At 36.5% G+C, this 25,661-nt stretch carries 22 protein-coding genes; 3 read left to right on the top strand and 19 right to left on the bottom strand.

What is annotated here, in order from left to right; all coding sequences use genetic code 11:
- Together SPAR10_RS10930 and xerS are read left to right on the top strand one after the other, a co-directional pair.
- A partial coding sequence (locus SPAR10_RS10930; RefSeq protein WP_025170580.1) for a zinc-ribbon domain-containing protein occupies positions 1–222 on the top strand: 222 nt, incomplete at its 5' end.
- A 320-nt stretch (positions 223–542) separates the two neighbouring features.
- Positions 543–1,613, top strand: a complete 1,071-nt coding sequence (gene xerS / locus SPAR10_RS09775) for a tyrosine recombinase XerS (protein ID WP_004253733.1) — start codon at positions 543–545, stop codon at positions 1,611–1,613.
- Between the two features lie 85 nt (positions 1,614–1,698).
- Here the strand turns inward: xerS and SPAR10_RS09770 are convergent, their stop codons facing one another.
- From SPAR10_RS09770 to pynA, 13 genes are all read right to left on the bottom strand, one after another.
- Positions 1,699–2,340, bottom strand: coding sequence for a hypothetical protein (locus SPAR10_RS09770; protein ID WP_004253731.1), 642 nt, complete (start codon positions 2,338–2,340; stop codon positions 1,699–1,701).
- 109 nt (positions 2,341–2,449) lie between these two features.
- The gene (locus tag SPAR10_RS09765; RefSeq protein ID WP_004253729.1) at positions 2,450–3,439 is read right to left on the bottom strand and encodes a lipoate--protein ligase; all 990 of its coding nucleotides are present in this window, start codon (positions 3,437–3,439) and stop codon (positions 2,450–2,452) included.
- 58 nt (positions 3,440–3,497) lie between these two features.
- Positions 3,498–5,201: a dihydrolipoyl dehydrogenase gene (gene lpdA, locus SPAR10_RS09760; protein WP_004253726.1), complete on the bottom strand. Its 1,704-nt coding sequence runs from the start codon at positions 5,199–5,201 to the stop codon at positions 3,498–3,500.
- Positions 5,202–5,240: 39 nt separating this feature from the next.
- Positions 5,241–6,284 (bottom strand): dihydrolipoamide acetyltransferase, encoded by a 1,044-nt coding sequence (locus SPAR10_RS09755; protein ID WP_004253723.1) that lies wholly within the window; start codon positions 6,282–6,284, stop codon positions 5,241–5,243.
- Positions 6,285–6,606: 322 nt separating this feature from the next.
- Complete coding sequence (locus SPAR10_RS09750) at positions 6,607–7,599, bottom strand: alpha-ketoacid dehydrogenase subunit beta (protein ID WP_004253721.1); 993 nt, start codon at positions 7,597–7,599, stop codon at positions 6,607–6,609.
- A gap of 16 nt (positions 7,600–7,615) precedes the next feature.
- Positions 7,616–8,584: a thiamine pyrophosphate-dependent dehydrogenase E1 component subunit alpha gene (locus tag SPAR10_RS09745; protein ID WP_004253718.1), complete on the bottom strand. Its 969-nt coding sequence runs from the start codon at positions 8,582–8,584 to the stop codon at positions 7,616–7,618.
- Between the two features lie 181 nt (positions 8,585–8,765).
- A complete protein-coding gene (locus SPAR10_RS09740; RefSeq protein WP_004253709.1) occupies positions 8,766–10,106 on the bottom strand; it encodes an MATE family efflux transporter in 1,341 nt (446 codons plus the stop codon).
- A 43-nt stretch (positions 10,107–10,149) separates the two neighbouring features.
- Complete coding sequence (locus tag SPAR10_RS09735; RefSeq protein WP_004253707.1) at positions 10,150–11,418, bottom strand: dihydroorotase; 1,269 nt, start codon at positions 11,416–11,418, stop codon at positions 10,150–10,152.
- 12 nt (positions 11,419–11,430) lie between these two features.
- Positions 11,431–11,895 (bottom strand): NUDIX hydrolase, encoded by a 465-nt coding sequence (locus SPAR10_RS09730; protein ID WP_001135775.1) that lies wholly within the window; start codon positions 11,893–11,895, stop codon positions 11,431–11,433.
- 12 nt (positions 11,896–11,907) lie between these two features.
- Positions 11,908–12,561 (bottom strand): uracil-DNA glycosylase, encoded by a 654-nt coding sequence (locus SPAR10_RS09725; RefSeq protein ID WP_004253704.1) that lies wholly within the window; start codon positions 12,559–12,561, stop codon positions 11,908–11,910.
- Between the two features lie 13 nt (positions 12,562–12,574).
- Positions 12,575–13,330 (bottom strand): DUF4336 domain-containing protein, encoded by a 756-nt coding sequence (locus SPAR10_RS09720; RefSeq protein WP_004253701.1) that lies wholly within the window; start codon positions 13,328–13,330, stop codon positions 12,575–12,577.
- A 339-nt stretch (positions 13,331–13,669) separates the two neighbouring features.
- Entirely contained in the window at positions 13,670–14,638 is a 969-nt protein-coding gene (locus SPAR10_RS09715; RefSeq protein ID WP_004253699.1) for a hypothetical protein, read from the bottom strand.
- Positions 14,639–15,050: 412 nt separating this feature from the next.
- Positions 15,051–15,743: a pyrimidine 5'-nucleotidase PynA gene (gene pynA, locus SPAR10_RS09710; protein WP_004253696.1), complete on the bottom strand. Its 693-nt coding sequence runs from the start codon at positions 15,741–15,743 to the stop codon at positions 15,051–15,053.
- 520 nt (positions 15,744–16,263) lie between these two features.
- Between pynA and SPAR10_RS09705 the strand changes: the two genes are divergently transcribed.
- Positions 16,264–18,120 carry an LPXTG cell wall anchor domain-containing protein gene (locus tag SPAR10_RS09705; RefSeq protein ID WP_004253695.1) on the top strand — a complete coding sequence of 619 codons (1,857 nt, stop codon included), beginning with the start codon at positions 16,264–16,266 and terminating at the stop codon, positions 18,118–18,120.
- A 171-nt stretch (positions 18,121–18,291) separates the two neighbouring features.
- On the opposite strand, the gene SPAR10_RS09700 is transcribed toward SPAR10_RS09705, so the two are convergent.
- From SPAR10_RS09700 to SPAR10_RS09680, 6 genes are all read right to left on the bottom strand, one after another.
- Complete coding sequence (locus tag SPAR10_RS09700; RefSeq protein ID WP_004253694.1) at positions 18,292–20,199, bottom strand: glucosaminidase domain-containing protein; 1,908 nt, start codon at positions 20,197–20,199, stop codon at positions 18,292–18,294.
- Positions 20,200–20,414: 215 nt separating this feature from the next.
- The gene (locus tag SPAR10_RS0102105; protein WP_029747343.1) at positions 20,415–20,840 is read right to left on the bottom strand and encodes a hypothetical protein; all 426 of its coding nucleotides are present in this window, start codon (positions 20,838–20,840) and stop codon (positions 20,415–20,417) included.
- Positions 20,815–21,726, bottom strand: coding sequence for a phosphodiester glycosidase family protein (locus SPAR10_RS09695; RefSeq protein ID WP_004253692.1), 912 nt, complete (start codon positions 21,724–21,726; stop codon positions 20,815–20,817). Before SPAR10_RS09695 ends, SPAR10_RS0102105 begins: the two co-directional genes overlap by 26 nt.
- The gene (locus SPAR10_RS09690; protein WP_004253689.1) at positions 21,723–22,766 is read right to left on the bottom strand and encodes a bifunctional glycosyltransferase family 2/GtrA family protein; all 1,044 of its coding nucleotides are present in this window, start codon (positions 22,764–22,766) and stop codon (positions 21,723–21,725) included. The genes SPAR10_RS09695 and SPAR10_RS09690 overlap by 4 nt, the downstream gene beginning before the upstream one ends.
- A gap of 239 nt (positions 22,767–23,005) precedes the next feature.
- A complete protein-coding gene (locus SPAR10_RS09685) occupies positions 23,006–24,868 on the bottom strand; it encodes an LPXTG cell wall anchor domain-containing protein (protein ID WP_004253686.1) in 1,863 nt (620 codons plus the stop codon).
- Between the two features lie 223 nt (positions 24,869–25,091).
- Positions 25,092–25,589 (bottom strand): YkgJ family cysteine cluster protein, encoded by a 498-nt coding sequence (locus tag SPAR10_RS09680; RefSeq protein ID WP_004253685.1) that lies wholly within the window; start codon positions 25,587–25,589, stop codon positions 25,092–25,094.
- Positions 25,590–25,661 lie beyond the last annotated feature (72 nt).

The raw sequence follows: 25,661 nt of genomic DNA, 5'->3' as shown, positions 1-25,661 counted from the left end.
GAGTGGGATTATCTAAATAACTCCTTGATAGTAAGTCCAACTGAAATTACAGAGTTGAGTATTCTGCCTGTATGGTGGATATGTCAAGAAAATCTTAATCACCGTTACAAAATTCAAGTAAAAGAAAGAATGGCATACAAAAAACGCAATAAAAGGTCGTGTTCCATTTGCAAAGGCCACAGAAGAAAGCAAGAACACTTTGTACAGTTTGAAAAAATATAGATAAATAAAAACACTCTAAATTTCATTAAATTGATATTAGAGTGTTTTTTTATTGTCAAAATGTACATTTGAAAATTTTTTAGTTTTCACTTAAATAAAGTACATTTTCAACTGAATTGAGAGTAGTAAAAAATTTCCAGTGTTCACTTAAATAAAGTACATAATTGAGTATAATTGGCTTAAAAAATTTTTTTGGTTATTTCTCATATTTCTCACATTCCTAACTCTCCTCTATAACATCTTTCAGAAAAACTATAATTTTCTTGAAAAATATATCTAGCTATGCTATACTACTAGTATAGAAAGATTTGGAGAAAAACATGAAACGCGAGATCTTATTAGAACGGATTGATAAACTCAAACAAGTCATGCCCTGGTATGTTCTAGAATACTATCAATCAAAACTGGCCGTTCCATATAGTTTTACGACCTTATACGAATACTTAAAGGAATACGATCGATTTTTCACCTGGGTATTGGAATCTGGTATATCGGATGCTGACACCATGGCTAATATCCCTTTAGAGGTTCTGGAGCACATGACCAAGAAAGACATGGAATCCTTTATCCTTTACTTACGTGAACGTCCTCTGCTCAATGCCAATGCGACGAAAAACGGGGTTTCTCAAACAACCATTAACCGTACCCTTTCGGCACTTTCTAGCCTTTATAAGTATTTGACTGAGGAAGTTGAAAACGAGCATGGGGAACCTTATTTCTACCGTAATGTCATGAAGAAGGTTGCGACCAAGAAAAAGAAAGAAACCTTGGCTGCGCGAGCTGAAAATATCAAGCAAAAGCTCTTTTTAGGTGATGAAACAGAGGGATTTTTGAATTATATAGATGAGGAATATCCTAAAACTCTCTCAAATCGAGCCTTATCGTCCTTTAACAAGAATAAGGAGCGAGATTTAGCCATTATTGCACTCCTTCTTGCATCTGGTGTCCGTCTTTCTGAGGCAGTTAACCTAGATCTTCGTGATCTCAATCTCAAAATGATGGTCATCGATGTTACTCGTAAGGGCGGAAAACGTGACTCGGTTAATGTCGCTGCCTTTGCTAAGCCTTATTTAGAGCAATATCTTGCTATTCGAGACAAACGTTATAAGACAGAAAAGACTGATACAGCCCTCTTTCTGACCTTGTATCGAGGTGTTCCAAACCGGATTGATGCTTCTAGTGTTGAAAAGATGGTGGCCAAGTATTCAGAAGACTTTAAAGTCCGCGTAACACCCCACAAACTGCGCCATACTCTTGCAACTCGTCTCTATGATGCAACCAAGTCACAGGTTTTGGTCAGTCATCAACTAGGACATGCTAGCACACAAGTTACTGACTTGTATACGCATATCGTAAATGACGAACAGAAAAACGCCTTGGATAGTTTATGAGACACATAACATAAATTATGTAACGTTTTAGTGTTAGAAAAAGAGCGTAGAATTCTTTATGGAATCTTACGCTCTTTTATTCTTTCTATAAAAATTCAATCCAATAATTACGATGTGGCTCAATAATGACTGGTTTTCCCCAAAATGATTTTAGATAGGCCAAGTTTGCAGGGGTGACCGGTCTTTTTTCATCATTGAACTTCTCTGCACTCTCTTCCGTTAGAAAGCATTTAACTGCTTCATATGGTGTACCATCACTCGCTATTCGATCAATTCCTAAATAAGCAATTTCATCACCGTCTTTTGGAATATCTGTAAATAGTTTACCAATAAAATAAACCGTCTTATCTTTCATTAACTCATAAGCCTTGCTATTTTCCAGTCTGTTATTTGCTGCAGCGTACATAATACAAAAACTGTCCACAATATCTTTTAAAGGCATTAATTCTTCTTTGCTGACTATAATTTCGTCTGGAGCAAGTCCACCAATGATTAAGCTTTTATAATGAGGTTGCTGAATGATATTATCTAAAGCCATTCCTAATGGTAATTGGACAGCTTGGTAGCCTAATGGTTCTAGCTCTTGCTTTTTCTGGTCAAGGTGTTCTTGTGTAATACTGATATTCAAATCATATGGACTTGAAGGTTGTTGCTTGCTGAAAAAAGCCACTACTATACGATCTAACTGTTCAAATAGACCAAGTTTTGCCATTGGAATTTTCATCATCGAATATGATCCCCTTTTTTGTTCAGATTTCCTCTTTATTCTACTCTCATTATTTTTGAATATCAAGTCTAAGATAAAAGATATCCATGTTAAATGGATATCTTTTACTTTATTCCACCACAGCTTCAGCAATTTCTTCTGCAGTAATTCCTGCGAAGTAACGGCCTAAGTTAATAGTTTGAAGTGCTTTAAGAACATCTTCACGTTCGTATTTAATGCCACGAAGGACATCTTCTACTGCTGCAACATCTTCGATACCAAAGAAGTCACCGTAAATCTTGATGTCTTGAATTTTTGACTCAATAACATTAGCAAAGATTTCAACCTTACCGCTTGGGAATTTAGTTCCACGACGGACATTGTATTCAGGTGATTTCCCATAGTTCCAGTCCCAAGTTCCAAACTTAGTTTCTTTGATGCGATTGATTTCAGCCAATTCTTCATCTGAGAACACATACTCAGTCATCTCAGGGTATTCTTTTTTCATGTATTCCAAGAGTAAATCACGGAATTCTTCAACAGTGATCTTTTCTGGCAACTCATCGATAATATTAGTTACACGAGCACGGACCGATTTAACCCCTTTTGATTCAAACTTATCTTTAGACACTTTAAGTGCGTTAGCTAGGACTGACAAATCCACGTCAAAGAGAAGACAACCATGATGCATGATACGGCCATTGATATAGGCTTGGGCATTTCCACAGAATTTTTTACCGTCTATTTCCAAGTCGTTACGGCCTGTAAATTCAGCTTTAACACCAAGTTCAGCCAAGGTATTGATAACCGGAGTAGAGAAGCTCTTGAAGTCAAAGGCCTTGTTTTCATCTTCTTTTGAAATGATTGTATAGTTAAGGTTGTTCAAATCATGGTAAACAGCTCCACCACCACTGATTCGTCTCACTACTTCAATTCCATTTTCACGAACATAGTCACGGTTAATTTCTTCAATCGTATTTTGGTGACGTCCTACAATAATAGATGGTTTGTTGATCCAAAGAAGGAAGATTTGATCTTCATCAAGAAGATGTTTAAAAGCGTACTCCTCTAAAGCAATATTAAAGGCAGTGTCGTTTGAATGATTGATAATGTATTTCATAAGATACCTTCTAATACGATAGAGACTGGAAAATAATTCCAGTCTAGTCTATCTATTTTTATTTTTTCTTAGGTGAATGGATAGCCATTCCAAGAACATCAGCAAATGCTTCGTACATAACTTCAGAGTATGTTGGGTGTCCGTGGATTGTCTTAAGCATTTCTTCAACAGTGATTTCCATTTCGATGATACTTGACGCTTCATTGATCAACTCTGCAGCAGCAGGACCAATGATATGAACACCAAGGATTTCACCATACTTCTTGTCTGCAATGACTTTAACAAATCCTTGAGCAGCATCTGATGCAATTGCACGTCCGTTTGCAGCAAAGTTGAATTTACCGATTTGGACATCATATTTCTCACGAGCTTGTTCTTCAGTCAAACCAACTGCTGCTACTTCTGGAAGTGTATAGATAGCCGCAGGAGTCAAGTTCAATTTGGCAACAGCGTGGTTTCCTTTAAGGGCATTTTCAGCTGCTACTTCACCCATACGGAAGGCAGCGTGAGCCAACATCTTAGTACCGTTGATATCACCTGGTGCATAAATACCTGGAACAGAAGTTTCCATGTACTCGTTAACCTTGATACGACCACGGTCTAACTCAAACTCAACTTCTCCGATTCCTTCAAGGTCTGGAACACGACCGATTGAAAGAAGGGCTTTATTTGCGATGACATCATCTTTTCCTTCTACCTTGATACGAAGTTTGCCATCTTCTTCGATGATTTCTTGAAGTTTAGTACCTGTCAAGATAGTCATACCTTTACGTTCAAGAATCAAGCGAAGGTTTTTAGATACTTCTGCATCCATTGCTGGAACAATGCGATCCATCATTTCGATAACAGTAACTTTTGAACCAAATGTCATGAAGGCTTGTCCAAGCTCAATACCGACAACTCCACCACCAATGATCACGAGGCTTTCTGGTACTTCATTCATTTCAAGGATGTCATCACTAGTCATCACAAGAGATGATTCCATACCAGGAACGTTGATTTTGCTTACTTTTGAACCACCAGCAAGGATGATCTTCTTAGTTTCAAGCAATTCAGAACCATTGACCAAGACATTCTTATCTTTAGTAATAGTACCGATACCTTTATGAACATCAACTCCATAGCTACGAAGCAGTCCTGCAACACCACCTACAAGGGTATTGACAACTTTAGATTTTGTTTCTAAAAGTTTCTCCATATCAACTGTGAAATTAGGATTTTCAATTACGATACCACGATTTGCTGCATGACCGATATTCTCGATGATTTCAGCGTTGTGAAGGTAAGTCTTAGTTGGGATACATCCACGGTTCAAGCAGGTTCCACCAAGTTCAGATTTCTCAACAAGAGCAACCTTACCACCTAATTGAGCTGCTTTAATGGCAGAAACATAACCAGCAGGTCCACCACCAATAACAACGATATCATAAGCATCATCGCTCTTACCATCATCGTTCGAAGCACTTGCTGCAGGTGCTGGGCTAGCTTCTGGTGCAGCTGCTCCAGCTGTTGGGATATTTTCCCCTTCTTCACCAAGATAACCGATAACTTCAGTAACAGGAACAGTCTCGCCGTCCCCTTTCAGGATAGCGATCAAGTAACCGTCTTCTTCTGCTTCCAATTCCATGCTGACTTTGTCAGTCATGATTTCCAAAAGGATTTCTCCTTCTTTTACAAATTCTCCGACTTTTTTATTCCATTGGACGATTTGTCCTTCTGTCATATCCACGCCGGCTTTTGGCATAATTACTTCTAAGGCCATATCTTACTTCCTTTATCTATATTTCTAAAAATAAATTCTCTAAACCAACATTGAGATTGGGTTTTCAATTAAAGCTTTCAAGTCTTTCATAAACTTAGCACCAGCCATACCATCTACGACACGGTGGTCAATTGTTAAACCAAGACTCATAATTGGACGAATCACGATTTCACCATTAACAACAACTGGTTTCTCAATTGTCGAGCTAACCCCAAGGATTGCTGAGTTCGGTTGGTTAATGATTGGACCGAATGATTGAACACCAAACATTCCCAAGTTACTGATGGTGAAGGTTGAATTTTGCAATTCGCTAGGAGCTAGTTTACCATCCAAAGTACGTCCGATAACATCTTTGAAGGCAACTACCAACTCAGACAAACTCATTTTTTCAGCATTATAAACAACTGGCGTCATCAAACCATTATCCATTCCAACAGCCATCGCAAGGTTGACATAGTTGTGAGTGATAATTGTCTTACCATCTTCAGTTAATGACGCATTGATGTACGGGTGTTTCATAAGAGTCTTAACAACCGCAAGTGAAAGCAAGTCTGTAACGGTAATTTTCTTACCAGTTGCTTCCATGATTGGATCAAGGACTTTCTTACGAAGGGCAAGCATTTCAGACATATCGACATCGTAGTTAAGCGTGAAGGTTGGTGCAGTCAAGTATGATTCAACCATACGTTGAGCAATAACCTTACGCATTGGTGTCATTGGAATACGCTCGATTTCCCCATAAGGAGTTACGTTATCTGGAACTTCTTCCACTTTTTCAATCTGAGAAGGTGACTTAATCGTATCGTTTTCAATATTTTCCGGAAGGAAAGCTAAAACATCCTTCTTCATAATCTTGCCACGATGACCAGTTCCTTGGATTTCCTGCCATGCAATGTTATGTTCAAGGGCAATTCGTTTTGCAAGTGGTGAAATGCGAACCACATTAGTGTCTTTAAATGTTTCCACGTCTTCTTTGTGGACACGACCGTTTGCGCCTGAGCCAGAAATATCGTAGAGATTAATTCCTAAATCATCCGCTAATTTTCTAGCTGCAGGAGTCGCTCTTAGCTTATCATCAGCCATGACCTCTCCTATTCTATACTAAGATATTAAGGACGAAGAGGGCAATGAAAAAATAGGAGATTGACGATGTGTTCGATGAACACAAGGAAATCTATCTTTTTTTCACAGACCTCCGTCCGAATTCAATTACATGATGCAAAGGGCGTTTAAAAGCGACCGAAAAATAGGAAATCAACGTAGACTTCGATGAAGTCAAGGAGATTTATCTTTTTCCGAGCTTTTAGCCCGTGCTCTAATCTAAGATATCAAGGACGTAGAGAACTTTGCATCTATCAGATACAAAGCTTCTCGTCTGATTTATTTACATAATTTATTTTATGTATTATTGTTTGTTGTGAGTTTTACGGATTGCATCTTTGATGCTTTCAACTGTTGGAATCATTGCATTTTCAAGGTTTTGTGCGTAAGGCATCGGTACATCTTCACCTGCACAACGGCGAATAGGTGCATCTAAATAATCGAATGCTTCTGATTCTGAGATAATAGCTGAAATTTCACCGATAAAACCACTTGTCTTGTGGGCATCGTTGACAAGAACTACTTTTCCAGTCTTCTTAACTGAGTTAATGATGATGTCTTTATCAAGTGGAACCAAAGTACGTGGGTCTACTACTTCTACTGAGATGCCTTCTTCAGCCAATTCTTCAGCTGCTTGCATGACACGACGAAGCATTTTACCGTATGTTACTACAGTTATATCAGTTCCTTCGCGTTTGATTTCTCCGACACCAAGTGGGATAGTATAGTCTGGATCAACAGGAACTTCACCTTTTTGGTTAAATTCTGATTTGTATTCAAGAATGATAACAGGGTTGTTGTCACGGATAGAAGACTTAAGAAGACCCTTCATATCAGCTGGTGTACCTGGAGCTACAACCTTCAATCCTGGGATATGAGTGAACCAAGATTCCAATGATTGTGAGTGTTGTGCTGCAGAACCTACTCCGTTACCAGCGGCACAGCGGATTGTAATTGGTACTTGACCTTTACCACCAAACATGTAACGAGTTTTAGCTGCTTGGTTGACGATATTATCCATGGCAATAACAGAAAAGTCCATGAAGGTCATGTCGACGATTGGACGAAGTCCAGTCATAGCAGCACCAGCAGCTGCTCCAGAAATAGCTGCTTCGGAAATCGGACAGTCACGAACACGTTCTGGTCCAAATTCTTCAAGCATACCTACAGATGTACCAAAGTCTCCACCAAAGACACCGACATCTTCACCCATCAAGAGTACATTTTCGTCGCGACGCATTTCCTCAGACATTGCAAGGATAATGGTATCGCGGAAAGACATTAATTTTGTTTCCATATTTCTCTACTTCTCCTTAGTCTGCGTAAATATCTTCAAAAGCTGATTCTAGTGGAGGGAATGGACTTTCTTCTGCAAACTTAACAGATGATTCCACTGCTTCCTTGACTTGCGCTTGAATTTCTTCGAGTTCTTCTGCACTAGCAATTTTATTTTCAACAAGGTACTTGCGAAGGTTTTCGATTGGATCTTTTTCTTTCCACTCATCGACTTCTTCACGTGTACGATATTTACCAGGGTCTGATGATGAGTGACCAAGCCAACGATAGGTTACACTTTCGATTAAGACAGGGCCTTTACCAGAACGAACATGGTCAACTGCTTTCTTAAATCCTTCGTAGACATCGATAACATTATTACCGTCTTCAATAAACATTCCAGGAATACCGTAAGCAGCACTACGTTCATGGATATGCTTGACATTTGTCATTTTCTTAATATCAGCAGAGATTCCATAACCGTTATTGATACAGTAGAAAATTACTGGAAGATTCCAAATTGAAGCCATATTAACAGCTTCGTGGAATACACCTTCATTCGTCGCTCCATCACCAAAGAAGCAGACAACGATTTTACCAGTGTTTTTCATTTGTTGAGTAAGGGCTGCACCTACTGCAATCCCCATACCACCACCTACGATACCGTTAGCACCAAGGTTCCCTGCATCAAGGTCGGCGATGTGCATTGATCCACCTTTACCTTTACAAGTTCCAGTATACTTACCAAGGATTTCAGCCATCATACCATTAAGGTCGATTCCTTTAGCAATGGCTTGTCCGTGACCACGATGGTTCGATGTTATGAGGTCGTCTTCGTTTAGAGCTAACATAGCCCCAACGTTTGCAGCTTCCTCACCAACAGAAAAGTGCGTCATACCTGGCACTTTACCTTTTTTTACTAATTGAGCAATTTTTAAATCCATACGACGAATTTCTTCCATCTTACGGAACATCTCAAGCAAAAGATTTTTATCTAAAGTTGACATAATCTTGCCTTTCTAAGTTTAATTTCTTATAGTTCTATTCTAACTTATAGGTTAACTAGAGTCAAAGATTATGCTTGATAATTTTTCACAATTTAAAAAAAGAAAAGTCAATGAAATCAAGACTTTTCTTTATGTAAAATGGCTATTTCACAAACTGATTTCCATGGATATTTTCAACAAATTATTTGAATCTTTTCATAATAACTTGTAAACGCCACTGATAGAGTAATCCGCTGACAACTAAACTTACGATAAGACCTATCCAATATGAATAAGCATCGAGATTTGTTGAATAATCTAGAAACAAACCAAGAGGTATAGCAACTCCCCAGTATCCAAGGAGACCAAGGTAGAAAGGTATGACAGTATCTTTGTAGCCTCGTAAAATCCCTTGTAATGGTGCCGCAAATGTATCAGCTAACTGGAAAAATAAGCTATAGGTCATAAAATTAGCAGTTAGTTGAACGAACTCTGGATCATGACCATAGAGACTGGCAACATTTTTTCTAAAAACATACAGAAAAGAAAGGGTTAAAATTGCGAATGCCATAGCTGATAGTCGTCCGATTTTTATGTATTTCTTAGCATCCTCTAGACGTTTAGCACCAACTTCGTAAGAAACAACAATAGCCATCGCTGTTGAAATGCTCATAGGAAAGGCGTACATGAGAGATGAAAAGTTCATGGCAGACTGATGACTAGCTATTATCAATGATGAAAACTTCGCCATAATCAAGCCGACAGCTGAAAAAATAGCAACTTCTGCAAATACAGTTCCACCAATAGGTAACCCCAGTTTTATCGCTTCTTTTATTTTATAACTGTCTAAAGGTAATCGTCTTTCTAAATGTAGTTCTTTTAATTTTTCTTGTTTAAGAAGGACTAGTATAGATATACCCAACAAGGCCCAATAAGCCATAGAGGTCCCAAGTCCCGCTCCAGCTCCCCCCAACTCAGGTAAACCAAAGGCACCATAAATCAATAAATAGTTAAAACCACTATTGAGAGGGAGCAATAAAAGCATCAAATACATGGACAACCTTGTTAATCCAAGCGCATCCAGTAATGAACGAATAACACTAAAGAGCAAGAGAGGAATAATCCCTATTGCTAAAAACCATAGATAACGAACTGCTATATTTGCTACCGCCACTTCTAATCCCATATTATTTAGAACTAGAGGAGCAACCAGAAAAACTAAAACAAATAGAAAAATGGATAAGCCAAGCGAAAGATAAAGAAACTGATAGAAATCAGAAGCCACTTCTTCTTTTTTTCCACGTCCTAAATGATGGCCAACTATAGGGACTAAGGCAGAAACAATACCTGTTAAAAAAGTAAAGAAAGGGTTCCACAAGCTAGTAGCCATTGATACACCAGCTAAATCAATAGTATTATACTGGCCGGTCATGGTCGTATCAACAAAGGAAGCCGAATAATTTGCGAATTGATAAACCAAAATAGGGAAGAAAATCTTAAGAAATAAAATGAACTTGTCTTTAAAATGATGGGTTGGATACATACAGGCTCTCTCTAAATTTTAATTTTATAGAGCAGTATTTCATCTAGTATTTATAGACAATCTGTCCATTACAAATAGTGTATTTTACCTGCCCTTTTAAAGTTTCACCGATAAATGGTGAATTAGCTGCTTTAGAAGCAAAATGTGTGTCTACAATTCGGTCAGCTTTATCATCAAAAATGGTAATATCAGCTGGACCATTTTCAGCCAAATAACCTGCTTCAAAATGATACAATTTAGCTGGGTTTACTGTCATTTTTTCTAACAACTCCATCAAGCTTAGCTCACCAGCTTCGACCAAGTAAGTTAAACCAAGTGACAATGAAGTTTCCAGTCCCGTCATACCTGAAGGAGCTTTGGTGATATCTTCGACTTTCTTTTCATCAGCATGGTGAGGCGCGTGGTCAGTCGCAATGACAGAAATGACACCTGACTTGAGTCCTTCGATAACTGCACGACGGTCAGACTCCAAGCGAAGTGGTGGATTCATCTTAGCATTACTTCCCTTAGTCAAGAGAAGTGCTTCGGTCTTAGAAAAATGCTGGGGAGCTACTTCTGCAGTTACGTTTGCTCCCAAACCTTGAGCGAACTCCACAACCTTAACACTTTCTTCCTTGGATAAGTGCTGGATATGAACATGGGCTTTTGTTGCATAGGCGATCATGACATCACGTGCAATCATTGCATACTCTGCAACCCCTGTAGCGCCACAAATATGGAAGTGTTCTTTAGCAATATTTTCATTAAAACCTAGCGTACCATTCAGACCAGGATCTTCCTCGTGTAAGCTGATAAAGGTGTTGAGTTTTTTAGCCTCTTCCATAGCTTCCTTGACCACTTTACTGCTTTCAAGAGGAATACCATCATCTGAAAAACCAACGGCTCCAGCTTCTAAAAGCGCCTTAAAGTCAGTCAAGTCTTGGCCATTAAAGTTCTTGGTAATTGTTGCTACAGACTTAACATTAATTTTTTCCTTTGCCGCAGATTGAAGAACTTCTTGCAAAGTCTCAACATCGGAGATGGTTGGATTGGTATTAGCCATCATGACAACTGTCGTAAAACCACCAGCAGCTGCAGCTAGTGCACCTGTATGAATGTCTTCTTTATGAGTTTGACCAGGTTCACGGAAATGAACATGGATATCCACCAAACCGGGCGCAACTACATGACCAGTTGCATCAATAACCTCTGCATCTTTTTCACTAATTTGTGGTGCAATTTTGACAATTTTACCGTCTTCAACCAAGACATCACACACTTGATCCAAACCAGACTTAGGATCCATTACTCGACCATTTTTAATTAGTAACATCTACTTTCTCCTTTATTCGTAGAAATCCACTTGGGTATCCAATAACTTATCACCATCATAGACAAACTTTGCTGAAAAGAATGGTTTATCTTCTAAAAGCCACTCTACGAAGGTGTGGTCTCCTTCCCAAGTCGGTTTGCTTAAAACTTCATCATAAGGAACCCATTCTAAAGTCCCTTCATTACAGTCAATCAACTCACCTTCGAACTCAGTTACTTTAAACACATAGGTGTACCAGTCTAAATCTGGTGTAAATTCAGGAAAGGTGATTACACCTTTAAGAACTGGCTTAGCCTTCAATCCTGTTTCTTCTAAAATCTCGCGGGCCGCACATTCTTGTGGAGTTTCTCCACGCTCTAACTTTCCACCTACACCGATCCATTTTCCTTCATGGACATCATTAGGCTTTTTATTGCGATGAAGCATGAGCAGTTCTTTTCCATTATCAATGTAGCAAATCGTCGCTAACTGGGGCATATTATTCTCTCCTTATCTAAGCCAATCAATCGGCTCTTGTCCTGTCTCCGTTAAGAATGTATTGGCCTTAGAAAAAGGCTTAGAACCCCAAAATCCTCTGTAAACAGAAAGGGGACTCGGGTGGGCTGATTCGATAATCAGATGCTTAGGATTGGTCACCAATGATTTTTTCTTGCGTGCATAAGCACCCCAGAAAACAAATACTACTGGTCTATCTAAATTATCGACAACCTTAATTACAGCATCTGTAAAAGGCTCCCATATCTGACCAGCATGACCATTGGCCTGTCCTGCCGGAACTGTAAGACAAGCATTAAGAAGCAAAACACCCTGCTCCGCCCAAGAGGTCAAGTCATGTGACGGTTTCACCCCAATATCATCAGCAAGTTCTTTTAAAATATTTTGCAAAGAAGGTGGTGCTGGGATATTATCTGGAACAGAAAAACTCAAACCTTGAGCCTGACCTGGTCCATGATAAGGATCTTGACCAAGGATAACCACCTTAACCTCTTCTAGAGGAGTTGTCAAAAGAGCTTGAAAAACTTTATCTTTTGGTGGATATACAGTTCCATGAGTATAAACTTGCTCCATAAAGTGATTAATTTTCCCAAAATAACCTTCCGGTAATTGCTCCTTAATCAAGGCGTGCCAAGATGAGTGTTGCATAGCTTTTTCTCCTTTACCGTATCCATCGAAAAGCACGTCTTAATTCATCCGTACCATTTTTAAAAAAGCATAAACCATGTGCAAGTATGATCTTATCAGGTTTCCAGTTTAACATACGGGAAAAGGAAGTCTTTGCTTCCCTTTGTCTTCCTATGAAAGTCATCCGATAATCGATAGGAGTTTGTCCATCAGGGGATGTTACACGAGCTAAACGATAGAATCTTCTGCGGATTGGACTAGCTATCTTTTCCGGTTCAAAATTCTCTATGAGGTCTGTCACAATCAGTGTTTTAGTTGATTTATGAAAAAACACCACCTCTTCAATAACTGAACTTCCCCTAAAAATGAGTTGATCAATCTCATTGGACCATAAGTCAGGAGCCTTATCTGTTAAGGGAGTATCAAATACAACCTTGACTTTCTGATTTTTCGCTCTCTCTTCTACTCCTGGACTAGACAATGCTTGCGCATGAGGATATCTTTGTTTCCAATCTGCAATATAGGCGTAGTGGATTTTATTTGGTGAAATCAGGTAAGCTACTTTGCCCAAAGCGTCCAGTTCAGTAAAAAGTTTCTCATTTGGCGCAATAGGAGAATGAATCCAAAGTTTGCCATCATTTAACTTAATCACCGTCATACGTGTCTGAAAAGGAAGTTTGAAGATCTTCATGTCCATTTGGATCAAATCACCATCTACTATCCAGATATTTTGATCAACTTCCTTTAGTGTATACAATGGTTCATAAAGAGAAAGTTCTGCCCTTAACATCTTTATCTATTCCTTCTTTCTTACTGCATCTATTATAGCAAAAAGTGGCTATGGAAAACACTTTTTACAGTATCTATAAACATGTTGATAAATTTTATAAAGATTCAAGACTACAGCAAGTCCTCCATTTTGAAAGATAGCTAACTATTTCAAAAAACTATCATGATCTCTTTCAAATTTTTTCCTTATAGGACTTTTCAAATACCTTGTAAATCTATGCTGACAACAAACTAGATTAAATCTCCCCTTAGCCAGAGATAAGGAGAGATAACTAAAACTATACTTAAACACATCTTAAAGATTAAATTTCTATTATTTGACTTTCACCCAATAAATAAACTATCTAACAATTAAATAATGTGCATCTTTTATCTTATAATTTTCTAAACTGATAACTGTTTGTTTCTTATCAACAATATCATATTTAACCAGAGAATCATTAAATAAAAAATAATAGATGTTGTCTTTAAATGTAAAATATGGTGCAATATATTGCTCTGTACTAAAGCCTTCCAGATGAATAATATCTTTTTCTAAATTATCTAGGTTGACTGTAGTAAAGGAAAATTCGCCATTATACAATCCTTCATTCTCTATAATCAATTGATTATTTTTAGCATCATAGTGAATATTAGTTGGATATTTATCAGGAATATCGATATAATTCTTGCTCTGACTTTTTAAATCAAAAACCAATACTTTATTTCCTGACTTATATTCTCCATCAGAATTACGCCCACTAAGTGCTTCCACAATATACAAGACATCACCTACATTAACCATTCTCATATATGCTGATGTTTCGTCAAGATTATATTTTTCGACGATGTTAAACTCTTTATCCATTTTCCAAATTTCTACATTAGGAATTTGAGTAGATAAATCCAATGTGGTTACAAGTAAGTATAAATAATTATCTACAATAACAAACTGTTGACTGGCATTTAGCTGACCATCATTTTTCACGGTAACATTAGTGACAACCTCTAAATTATTATCATATTTATAAAATTCAATTCTATCTGTAAAGACAGCAGTTGCATATAAATAATCCCCATCTGTTATAGATGCGTATGCATCATTTCCCTCTGCTAATTTAAATGTTTCACTTAAATTTTCCTTATTAATTCTAGATACATATCTTTTTAGACCTGAGGTATCTCTTGTTTTTGCAGTTGAATAGGATCCTGCTTCCGAAAAACTTTCTGCCCAATAGATATATTTTTCTTTTCTAGATATATTATCTTTGAACTCATTTAAATCATAATCATCAAAGACAGCTATTTTATCGCTATCCCAGATAGCCATTTTATAATCATCTACCGAATTTACCTTATTTGACTGACAGGCACTTAGACAAATAAGGCAGCAACAAGAACTTATTAACATCAACATGAAGTTTATGGTTCTTTTATTACTTTTTAATATCATACTGATTTGCTCCTATATAGCTTTTTTATACCAATTTAAGACGTTCAAACAGATGTATAGATAATTTATTGACTAGTTTAGATGCTTCTTTTTCAATACCTGCTTGATTAACTGTACTACCAATTTGATATCCAGATACAACTTAACGGTAGATGACAATCACAATATTCTTGTCATTATATCCTAGTATGATTTATTATATCAAAAAAATAAAACGTTTTCAAAAAAAGCAAAATTTCTTGCACTTCATGCTCCAGCTTTTCTAGAATCTTTTTATATTTTGTGATTTTTAAAGGAACCCCAAGCAATCAAGCAGAGCCTGATAAGAGTCGATTTCATAAGTTGGCTGGGCTAAGCTCTTATTTTTTAGATGATGAGGATTGTACCAGATGGTATCGATGCCAGCATTATTTCCACCTTGAATATCAGCTGACAAAGAATCACCAATCATAAGGGCATGATTTTTATTAAAGTTAGGGATTCGGGCTCCAATTTTCTCATAAAATTCAGCATCTGGTTTTTGGGTATGAAGCTGTTCTGATATAAAAATTTCCTTGAAAAATGGTGAAATACCAGATTGCTTCAAACGCCCTGTCTGAATATAGGTGATTCCATTTGTTGCAGCATAAAGCTCATAGCCCTGACTTATCAATTTTCTTAATAAATCTTCGACACCTGGGAAAGTCTGTCCCTGTTTTGATAGGAAAAACTGGTAACGCTCTGCTAAGTAGGTACCATCTTTTTCAATTCCAAAATGAGCAAACAATTTTGCAAAACGTGTATTGACCAATTCTTTTTTTGTAATCATTTTCAGCTCCAAATCCTTCCAAAGTAATTTGTTCATAGGTACATAATAATCTTTGTAGGCTTGAATATCCTCAACTCCTTCTTCTTTAAGAAGTTGCGTTAGAGCGACATCCTCAGCAGTATCAAAATCAAGCAAGGTATGATCAAGGTCGAAGAGTAAAAATTTATAAGTCATCTATTTATTATCCTGCATTCATAGTTTCTATATAATTAAAAGTATAGCACAAACATAACTTTTAACAAAATAAGCATTTTAAAATAAATGAAAATTGAAGGAAAAGGTTAAACTTTACAGCCAAAAATTCACAGTCTAGTATTACGAAAATATATTAAATTTCTGAAATATTATAGAAATATAGTTCGTGATTTAAATTAAATACCGACATTTAATATTCCCAATATTACTAGAATTGTTAACACATTTCTATACTTTATATCTCTTAAAAACATAAAAGTTATAATATTTTAAAAAACTTACATTTTAATAATAATTTGACACCTTAAACATTGATGTAAATATTTTATTGTGATATAATTCACGTTATAGGGGACTTTTAGTGTTAGACTAGAAGGAGGCTTGGTTAAAGTTTGTCTATAAAATGAACCTATATAACTAACTCGTCTTTCAATTAGTGATTGACGCTACTTTATATTATATTTAGAAACTATCTTAATTTATAAGAAGGATGTATATGATGAATAAAAAGAAAAAGTTTAGTATTTTCTCATTTTTGATATGCTTATTGACAACTGTCTTTGTATTTAGTTTGAATAAAACATTTGCTGAAACTCCTGAGGTTTCAGTATCTGGAAAATTTGTGGATACAATCCAAAATGTTAAGGTATCAAATAACGAAGGAGGAGATCTCAACTGGGACTTACAACAGTGGGCAACCTTCCGAATCAACGCTGATTTTGATTTGTCTGGAAAAAATGTTAAAGCAGGAGATTCAACTGTAGTTACTGTTCCAGATGCTTTGATGATTACTTCCACTTCGTTTCCAATTAAAGATTTAAATACGAATGAAGTTATCGCAAATGCTAAAGTAAACCCAGATAATAAATCCATTACAATTACCTATACGGATTATGTTGAAAAACACTCAGATACAAGCGGATCATTCTTCTTTTACGCTCGTATCGATTTCAAAAAACACCCTCAAAAAGGTGAGGTTCCAGTAGAAATCACCATTAACAAAGAAACAAAAGTTGCTGGTAAAGTTTCATTTACTGGTATAGGTGACGGAAAACCTAGACTTTTAACAAAGACTAGTTGGGTTAACGAAGCGGACCAAAGGGAAATCCAATACACGATTTCTGTCAATCGTACAAAACAAAATATTAAGAATGTTACAATCGAAGATCACTTGCAATTTACGAATGCTTCTTACGAAAAAGATAGCATTAGAATTATTAAAGGTAAATTCTCTTATGATACTGGCGAATGGGTATTCTCTGATAGAGTTGATGTAACAGACCAACATAAGATTACCATTAGCGAAGATGGGCAATCATTTGTTATCGATTTAGGTGATGTTACTGAAAATGACCAATATCGTATTGATTATAAAGTTCGTTTAAATTATGATCCTGCCGACGGAGAGGTCTTGAGAAATAAAGCAACTCTTAAAGGTATAGGTATTGAAACCAAAGATGTAACGAATGCTGCTGCCGTTCAAATTCCTGGTGGTGCTGGTGTTGGTTATGTTTTCTCAATCAACATTCATAAAGTCGATGATGCTAACCAACCACTTAAAGGTGCTAAGTTTAGAGTCGTTCGTCAAGCTAATAATCAAGTCATTGGTGAGTTTGAATCAGATGAAAATGGTAATATTGCTGTTGGCAAACTGTTAAAAGATAAATATATCTTAACTGAAATTGAAGCCCCTTCAGGTCATATCATCAAAGAAGCCGATACTGTGGTTAATGCAGAAGATTTTGGAGCAGACCGTTCAGTAACCAAAACAATTGTGAATCCGAAGGAAGAAACAACGACTACAACGACCACAACTACTACTGAAGCACCTACAACTACTACTGAAGCACCTACAACTACTACTGAAGCACCTACGACTACTACAGTAACTACCACTGAAGCACCTACGACTACTACAGTAACTACCACTGAAGCACCTACGACTACTACAGTAACTACTACTGAAGCACCTACGACTACTACAGTAACTACTACTGAAGCACCTACTACGACTTCTGTAACTACTACTGAAGCACCTACTACGACTACTACAGTAACTACTACTGAAGCACCTACAACTACAGTAACCACTACTGAAGCACCTACGACTACTACAGTAACTACTACTGAAGCACCTACTACGACTACTACAGTAACTACTACTGAAGCACCTACAACTTCAGTAACTACTACAACTACAACTCCATCATCTTCTTCTGAAACTACTACTGAAGAAAAACCAGGACTTCCATTTACTGGGGAGAGCAAAGGAACACTTATTGCAGTTCTTGGTTCACTTGTTCTAGTTTCATCGATTATCGTTCTTGCAAAAACTCGTAAAACTGAAAATGATTAGGCTTATAGAATATAAGATTTAGATTCTCAAGTCTTCAATCATTATAAAACTAAAAGGATTTACTTTTAAAGTGAATCCTTTTACATTTCTTTTAAATATTTTAAATAAAAAACTTAAACTGAATAAGTATAAAAAACGATAACTAAATCAGTTTAGTTATCGTTTTCTATTTTAGTCTTTTTCACCTAGTTTACTGTTGATGGTCATCATGATACTTGCAATCTTTTCACCCCAATACGGATCAGAAGCGTAAAGAACGTTCATTCCAGAAGATTTATTGCCAAGATGGGTTCTACCTTCATCAATATAATTCTCTTTGATCCATTTAGCTGCACCTAGGATTCCCTTATCAACATTGTCGAAACTCTTTGCAGAATCATATGGAGTAGTATCATAGGCAGCAATACCAAAGAAGTTATTCTTATCCTTAGCAATCTGACTACGTCCCCATGCACTTTCTAGAGCGCTATGAGCCATGAGATAGAGTGCATTCACCTGATAGCGTTTCTCCGCTTCTTTGAAGACCTCTCCTTTACCTGCAAGGCGGCTGCCCTGAATATTCATAAGAGAATAAACCTTATTCAATTCTTCAGCTGTGTAATTAGTTGGTTTTCTTAAATCCCTAAATAAGAAAGGATTTTCAACTGTAAAGTTTTCAAAGTTAATACCATCAGCTGAATAATATTTTTTACCAATAGCCATTGATGAACTATGAGGGGCTACACGGATACTTGCGTATGGTGATAACTCATGATAAAGATAATTTCCATCAGATGAATAGTGAGGAATGAAGTCACTATCTGAGCTGACAGCTACTAAATCACTCTTATTCATATAGCCTGAAAGTCCAGAGATTTTGACTGGAATTCGACCGTCTTTGGCTTCATCTCCATCAATCGATACAATACTTCCTTGCGAAATATAGCTGAGTTTCTTACCAGAAGCACTATATACATTTGCTGTAATTGGTTTTACTTTATAGTATGCTGCTGCATCAGAAATCCATTTTCCATTGCTTTGGAAAGTATAGTCTTTCCCGTTAATGGTGAAATTACCAGTTACATATGCCCCATCTTCTTTGAGATAATACCAGGCGTTATAACTTTTATCAAAAATCCACTCATTCTTGGCCATATATCCATAAGATTTGAGATAGTAAGAGCCTTGCCATTGGTTCTCAGCATAAGCACCATCAGATTTTAAGTAGAACCAACTATTGTATTTTTTATCAAAGAACCATTCGTTTTGAGCCATGGCCCCACTATCTTTTAGGTAGTATTTATCTTTCCATTGACTACTCAACATGACCCCGGCATTGTCAAATAAGTACCAAGAGCTATTAATCTTTCCCCATTTATTACGAACGACTTTTCCTGAATCAGTAGCATAGTACCACTTTTCATCCATTTTTACCCAGTTCTTTTCAGCCATAGCACCGCTAGTCTGAAGAAGATAGTCATTATAAATAGTTTTGCTTAACATGATACCAGTTTCATCAAAACGATACCATGAACCGTTAATTTTTTCCCATTTGTTGCGGATAATCTTTCCTGATTCAGTGGCATAATACCACTTCTCTTCTATTTTTACCCAAGAAGTTTCAACCATAGCACCGCTTTTATTAAAGAGATAGTCATCATAAACTGTATTGCTAAGCATGATACCATCTTGGTTAAAATAATACCAATGACCAGCTATTTTTTTCCAATTCGTAACAGCATTTTTACTTTCATAATAACGCCATTGACCATTCTCTTTTTGCCAACCTTCTTTGTTGACCTCTTCAGTAATTTCTTCTATTGAAGAGTTATCCTTGGTAAGGGCTGTTTCTTGTTTCTGTTTAGATTGAGAAGAATCCTTTTCTGCCTTGTTTTGTGTTTCGTTTTGATTCTGCTTATCGTTCTGCTCTTGACCTTGAGCTTGCTTTTTCTCTTTAGCTTCCTTACTCGTTCCATTTGCTACAGTTTTTTCTGAACTTTGTACTTTGTTTGTAGCTTGGTTTTCTTCAGCCAGGACGTTGTTTTTTGAAATCCCTGCCATAGAAAGAACAACTGTACTTGCTAGTAATATCTTTTTCATTCTTTACCTTTCAATTTTATAAATTCATATTCTTTATTTCTTGTTTATCTCGTTTAAAGACGACAATCATCCATTTTATTATACAATATAATTTCAAATATAAAAGTAAGATCTTTAAGAAGAAAGAAACTTGTAATATTGTTAAAACATTTTAGAAATAAAAGTCAACAAAAAGTAGTCGAACAATATCTGAACGACTACTTTTTATCATTTATCTAAACTTCAGCTGTTCTGACATTCTTCTTCAATCGAATAGGATTTATAAATATAGATATAATAGCTAAGATCGCAAAACTGATACCGACATACCAGTAGGGTCCATCAAGTGTGGTTGAACGCCCTGAAAGATTGACAATCCCACGGAATAGTGTTCCTGTTGTAGCAATTGCTACTGCTGAATTCCATAAATTTAGACTGATACGAGAGAAATGTGGAAGAACTTTGAGAAAGATTGCTAGTAGAATTCCTCCAATAAGAGGTACCGCAAATAAATAGTGCATATAAATAGACGTTTCACCAAAACTGAATGCTTCGTAAATTCTAGAAAAGACAAGTAAGAAAATCGTAATAAGTGTATAAGAGATGGCAGTTTTTCTAAAACGTTTTTTGTTAGGATTAATAACCGATGTAGACAATATCACTCACCGCCCTTTCTGAAATTTTGTTTCCTCCAGTCGTTGGTTTATTGATAACCTGACCGTTGAAGTAAAGTGTAGAGGATCCCCCACCATCAAGATTGTAGGCAGTTTTTGCACCATAGGATTTCATAACCTCAGCTAGCTGGTACAAAGAGAGACCTTCACTTTCAGATGTACGTCCGTCAGAAACTACAATAATGTAGTGGTTTTCGTCGATAATACCAATAGCTGTACGTGGATTCGAAGACATAGCTTGTCCAACTTCTTGGTTTTTTCCTACTGCTATTTCACCATTTTCGACCAAGGCAGGACCAAAAGCTAGGAGATTAATAACTCCGTCTTTGACTAGTTGCTCAGCTGAAATCTGATCCTCGTAAATAATCTTGAAAGAACCATCTTTATAAATAGCTAAATCGCCATTATTAGAATTTTCACGAACAGTATCACGATAGACAACTCCATTACGGATAACATAACCAGAAGAGTTGGCACCGTAATAGTCGCCATTGACTGCTAAAATTGCATCATTATCTGCAGCAGTGACAGATGTTTTAGCTGTTACGTTTGTTCCAAATGAGTTTTGAGCAAATGCTGTTTTTAGATATTCTGATGAACTTACTATAACATCTGCAACATATACTTGAGTATGATTAACCGTCGTTTCAGTCAAATTGATAGAGATATTATCGTCCTTATAACTTGAGTTAGTTACTGTTGCTGTCTTAGCTGCTTGGCTAGCTTGAGCTGTGTTGGAACTTGTATTAGTTGTTGCTACTGCCGAAATAGTTTCAGCGAGTACAAAAGTTTTCAACATTGAGTAACTAAAGGATCCTGTCAAGAGTAAACCGAGAACCGAGGCATAAGCATATGGTTTCTTTATAAATTTCATAATACAGTTGATGTCCTTTCCTTAAAAATCAATTTCTTTTGCACTGTCCAAGAGACAGCGAAGAGAAGGATGCCGACGATAATTTTGGCAATCAGAAGGTTGATACCAAAGACTGTAAAGAAGAGACGAATCAGTAGCGTGTCTAAGACAAAGAGTCCGACTGCTAGACCAAAGTACCCCATCCCTGTTTTCACAAGGCTATCATCGTTTTTAAAGACTAGTTTTTTATTTGTAGAGTAGTTAAAAATGGAGCTTGTCACACGAGCTAGTCCATTAGCTAGGAAAATTCGGAAACTTGTTGGCGCTGTTGGTAAAAACAAGATTGCAATAGCGTAAACAAGGTAGTCTACAACAAAACTACTGAGAGATGACAAGGCAAATTTAAAAATATTTTTATAAATCATTAATCCATCTCTGATTGGACGGAAGTGTGAACCCTCATTATCATTGATATAAACTGTCTCAATAGGAACTTCTAAAATTTGATATTCTTTAGTAGCCTCAAGTAACATATTCATTTCGTATTCGTAACGATTTCCCTCTATTTTCAACATAAAAGGAATGAGATTTGTTGTAAAAGCTCGAAGGCCTGTCTGAGTATCTGCTACTTCTACCCCAGTTTGAATCTTAAAAAGTGCTTTTGTTAAGCTATTTCCGAAACGGCTACGAAGGGGTACTTTACCAGTGAAGGCCCTCACACCCAAGATTAGCTTATTAGGATTTTCAGAAGCTTTGTTAGCCGTACGGAGAATATCCCAAATCTTATGCTGACCATCTGCGTCTGCCGTTACAACCGTTCCATAGCTATTTTGTTGTCGGATATAATCAAAGGCTGTTTTAAGTGCTTGGCCTTTACCTTGGTTCACTTGGTGACGGAGCACCGTAGCATATTGTTGTGCTTTATCAAAGATATTTTGACACTTTGATGAACTACCGTCGTCGATAACTAGAATACGAAAATCACTCTTTTCGTGGATTTTTTCGATGAGTTTGATAAGTTTATTATCTGGTTGATAAGCTGGAATGACTATGTAGTTCATATCGATACCTCTTTCTTTGGTGATGGTATAACTATACAGAACATCGCTTAAAAATACCTTATATCAGTTTTCTTTAAGAAAAAGTTCAGAATAATTTAACGCTTTGAAAAGATTATTAATCGTTGTTTGTAATAAATATACATAATATCCTTTAAATGCTTCAAACTTCACTTAACAAATCATTCAAATAAAAAAGTCAGCCCTAAAGGGTTGACTCATGTTAAATCTTTGACTGAGATTTACTTATTATCGTGTGTCACTTTTAATAGTGAAATTCCAAAGAATCCCATTAGAATAGCTGCGATTGTATAGAATAATTGAGAATGTGACTCACCTGTATTTGGTAGCTCTGTTTGGTCCGCTACAGATTTTGACTCTACTTCTGTTTCCTTTTCGGAACTAGAAGTCTGTGCCTGTCCAGGTTCTGAACTTGAACCAGGAGTCGGTTCTACTGTGGTTGTTTTTAGCTCTACTGTCGTTGTTGTTGGCTCTTCTGTCGTTGTTGTTGGTTCTTCTGTCGTTGTTGGTGGCTCTTCTGTCGTTGTAGTTGTTGGTTCTTCTGTCGTTGTTGTTGTTGGCTCTTCTGTCGTTGTTGTTGTTGGCTCTTCTGTCGTTGTTGGTGGTTCTTCTGTCGTTGTAGTTGTTGGCTCTTCTGTCGTTGTTGTTGGTTCTTCTGTCGTTGTTGTTGTTGGTTCTTCTGTCGTTGTTAGGATTTCCTTTTCATATTCATAAGTAATATGAACTGTTCCATTTTTTAACGTTCCAGTTTCCGAATCAGAAGAAGTCGAGAGTCCAACAAGACGATATGTGATTCCATCAACCATTATTTTGTCAGGACGTTCAATGCTATTATCTCCGACTTTGTATGTAACCAACTCTCCAGTTGAATCATAAATAGGAAATTCAGAAATCTTGTTGTATGTTTCTTTTAATTTTTGGTTAGTACCTTTGATAAGATAATCTATAATTACATTACCTGTATATAACGCTGAAACATCTTGGTCAGCCATATCTTCTTTTTCAGATACATAATAAACTACTTTCTTGTTTGCTCTTAACGTAAATTTATCAACATAATTGAAAAATGTTGATTTATCTATATTGGTATCTTCAGGGATTCTTGTCCAGTCACCGTTATTTGGAGTGATATAGGTACTTGAATTTGAAACTGACTTTATAAGGTGACCATTCTTTACATGACTATCATCAATCAATGAAGGATATCCAAAACCACCAATGTTGCCACTAACCAAGTCAACCGCTAAACGATGGTTATCATAATCTTCTAAGTTTTGAGAGCCGGTTTCATAACTCATAACACCACCTTCTTGACTAGATTTCCAAACCATTCGGGCATCAATTGGTAGGTATTTGATTTTCTTAGCTTCATCAATTGGGATTGTAACTTCTACTTTGTAAGCTTGACTATTATCAAAATTGGTAAACAAACCATAAGATTCAACTTTACCATCTGTCATATAACCATATTCGTAGTTGCTGGTATTGACTACGTAAGGTGTTCTTCCTGCTTCCAGTTCCTCAACGGTCGGAGTATTAAAGGTTTCGCGATCATATTTTTCTGTATCATCAAAGCTAATCTCTGTCATTGGCTTATTGACATTGATAGGATTGCCCTTAGCATCTCGTGTACCAACAAGAGTGAATTGTACCGTAGCATTCTTAATCTTTGGAACTCGAATCAAAAGATCATTTACTGTTTGTGCATGGTCACTAGAATGCATTCTCTGGTAAGCAACTATATAGCTATAAGTGACACTCTTCCCATCTTTAGTTATAGTAGCATTCTGTCCCTCTACGTTAACATGGCCACCTTCAGAAATAACATTATCGTTTAGTTTTGTTTCTACGTTATTTTCTTCTGTTACAGCAATAGATGATTCGAATGATTTGTTAGAGTCATCAATTTGGTTTGATGTAGAAGACTCTAGTTTTGAGATGCTATTATCACTATAACCCGAATTTTCTTGGATAGCAATAGTTTCTGTACTTATATTCTCATCAGATTTAACAATGAATTGTGTATATGAATTCAATACAAAAATTGAAAATGATGTAAGCCCTAATTTTACTAATTTATTCATTTGAAAAGACTCCTGTTAAAAATTCCAACTATAAAAAACAAAATCACTTGTCTAAATAACCATAATCTATTGTAAACGAAAGTTAATTAAAATGCAAGGAATTATACAATTTATATACTTTATAAACGTTTTTTTATAATTTTTTTAAAAGTAACAGAGTCATAAATATTTTTTATTAACTAGCTTAAGCCCCTTCGCTTATAATGGAACAGTATTTCTTCTTTTACTCTATTTTTTCTCTTAATTTCTCGACAAAGAGATAGGCCGCAGGACAGGTTAAAGTGTTTTTGATAGTCAAATTATTGATTTGATATATCTTTTTACGATCGGTATGTGGAAATTCTCTACAAGCCTTGGGACGGACATCATAGATGGAACAGAGATTGTCACCACCGAGAAATGGACATGGCATTGACTTAAAGATCTTATCACCGTCTTCATCTACCTGTAGAAATTCATTTTCGAAGGCTGGTAATTTCATTTTAAAGTACTTGGCAATGCGTGTGATATCTGCTTCTTTAAAGTCTGGTCCAAGGCTCTTGCAACAGTTTGCACAGGCTGTACAATCAATTTCTTCAAACACTTCTTGGTGAATCTCCAGCGCAATCTTATCTAGGTTTTTTGGAGCTTTCTTTTTCAGATTTCCAAGAAATTTACGATGCTCTTTTTGCTTTTGTAAAGCTAATTGGTGATAGTATTCGATATCGATTTCTTTTGACATAGATTCTTTAACATCCTTTTCTGAAACTAGTATACCATAACTGAAAATAAATAAAAACTACTGCCATTAAAG

Source organism: Streptococcus infantis SPAR10 (genome assembly GCF_000279535.1).
In the GTDB taxonomy this organism is placed as follows: Bacteria; Bacillota; Bacilli; order Lactobacillales; family Streptococcaceae; genus Streptococcus; species Streptococcus infantis_I.
Note: the sequence above shows the minus strand (reverse complement) of the source record. Positions and strands in the feature narration are given on the sequence as shown.

What these genes read in the sequence shown, in the direction of transcription:
- xerS (WP_004253733.1), top strand. Translation starts at nt 543, where the DNA reads ATGAAACGCGAGATCTTATTAGAACGGATTGATAAACTCAAACAAGTC.
- SPAR10_RS09770 (WP_004253731.1), bottom strand. Translation starts at nt 2,340, where the DNA reads ATGATGAAAATTCCAATGGCAAAACTTGGTCTATTTGAACAGTTAGAT.
- SPAR10_RS09765 (WP_004253729.1), bottom strand. Translation starts at nt 3,439, where the DNA reads ATGAAATACATTATCAATCATTCAAACGACACTGCCTTTAATATTGCT.
- lpdA (WP_004253726.1), bottom strand. Translation starts at nt 5,201, where the DNA reads ATGGCCTTAGAAGTAATTATGCCAAAAGCCGGCGTGGATATGACAGAA.
- SPAR10_RS09755 (WP_004253723.1), bottom strand. Translation starts at nt 6,284, where the DNA reads ATGGCTGATGATAAGCTAAGAGCGACTCCTGCAGCTAGAAAATTAGCG.
- SPAR10_RS09750 (WP_004253721.1), bottom strand. Translation starts at nt 7,599, where the DNA reads ATGGAAACAAAATTAATGTCTTTCCGCGATACCATTATCCTTGCAATG.
- SPAR10_RS09745 (WP_004253718.1), bottom strand. Translation starts at nt 8,584, where the DNA reads ATGTCAACTTTAGATAAAAATCTTTTGCTTGAGATGTTCCGTAAGATG.
- SPAR10_RS09740 (WP_004253709.1), bottom strand. Translation starts at nt 10,106, where the DNA reads ATGTATCCAACCCATCATTTTAAAGACAAGTTCATTTTATTTCTTAAG.
- SPAR10_RS09735 (WP_004253707.1), bottom strand. Translation starts at nt 11,418, where the DNA reads ATGTTACTAATTAAAAATGGTCGAGTAATGGATCCTAAGTCTGGTTTG.
- SPAR10_RS09730 (WP_001135775.1), bottom strand. Translation starts at nt 11,895, where the DNA reads ATGCCCCAGTTAGCGACGATTTGCTACATTGATAATGGAAAAGAACTG.
- SPAR10_RS09725 (WP_004253704.1), bottom strand. Translation starts at nt 12,561, where the DNA reads ATGCAACACTCATCTTGGCACGCCTTGATTAAGGAGCAATTACCGGAA.
- SPAR10_RS09720 (WP_004253701.1), bottom strand. Translation starts at nt 13,330, where the DNA reads ATGTTAAGGGCAGAACTTTCTCTTTATGAACCATTGTATACACTAAAG.
- SPAR10_RS09715 (WP_004253699.1), bottom strand. Translation starts at nt 14,638, where the DNA reads ATGGCTATCTGGGATAGCGATAAAATAGCTGTCTTTGATGATTATGAT.
- pynA (WP_004253696.1), bottom strand. Translation starts at nt 15,743, where the DNA reads ATGACTTATAAATTTTTACTCTTCGACCTTGATCATACCTTGCTTGAT.
- SPAR10_RS09705 (WP_004253695.1), top strand. Translation starts at nt 16,264, where the DNA reads ATGAATAAAAAGAAAAAGTTTAGTATTTTCTCATTTTTGATATGCTTA.
- SPAR10_RS09700 (WP_004253694.1), bottom strand. Translation starts at nt 20,199, where the DNA reads ATGAAAAAGATATTACTAGCAAGTACAGTTGTTCTTTCTATGGCAGGG.
- SPAR10_RS09695 (WP_004253692.1), bottom strand. Translation starts at nt 21,726, where the DNA reads ATGAAATTTATAAAGAAACCATATGCTTATGCCTCGGTTCTCGGTTTA.
- SPAR10_RS09690 (WP_004253689.1), bottom strand. Translation starts at nt 22,766, where the DNA reads ATGAACTACATAGTCATTCCAGCTTATCAACCAGATAATAAACTTATC.
- SPAR10_RS09685 (WP_004253686.1), bottom strand. Translation starts at nt 24,868, where the DNA reads ATGAATAAATTAGTAAAATTAGGGCTTACATCATTTTCAATTTTTGTA.
- SPAR10_RS09680 (WP_004253685.1), bottom strand. Translation starts at nt 25,589, where the DNA reads ATGTCAAAAGAAATCGATATCGAATACTATCACCAATTAGCTTTACAA.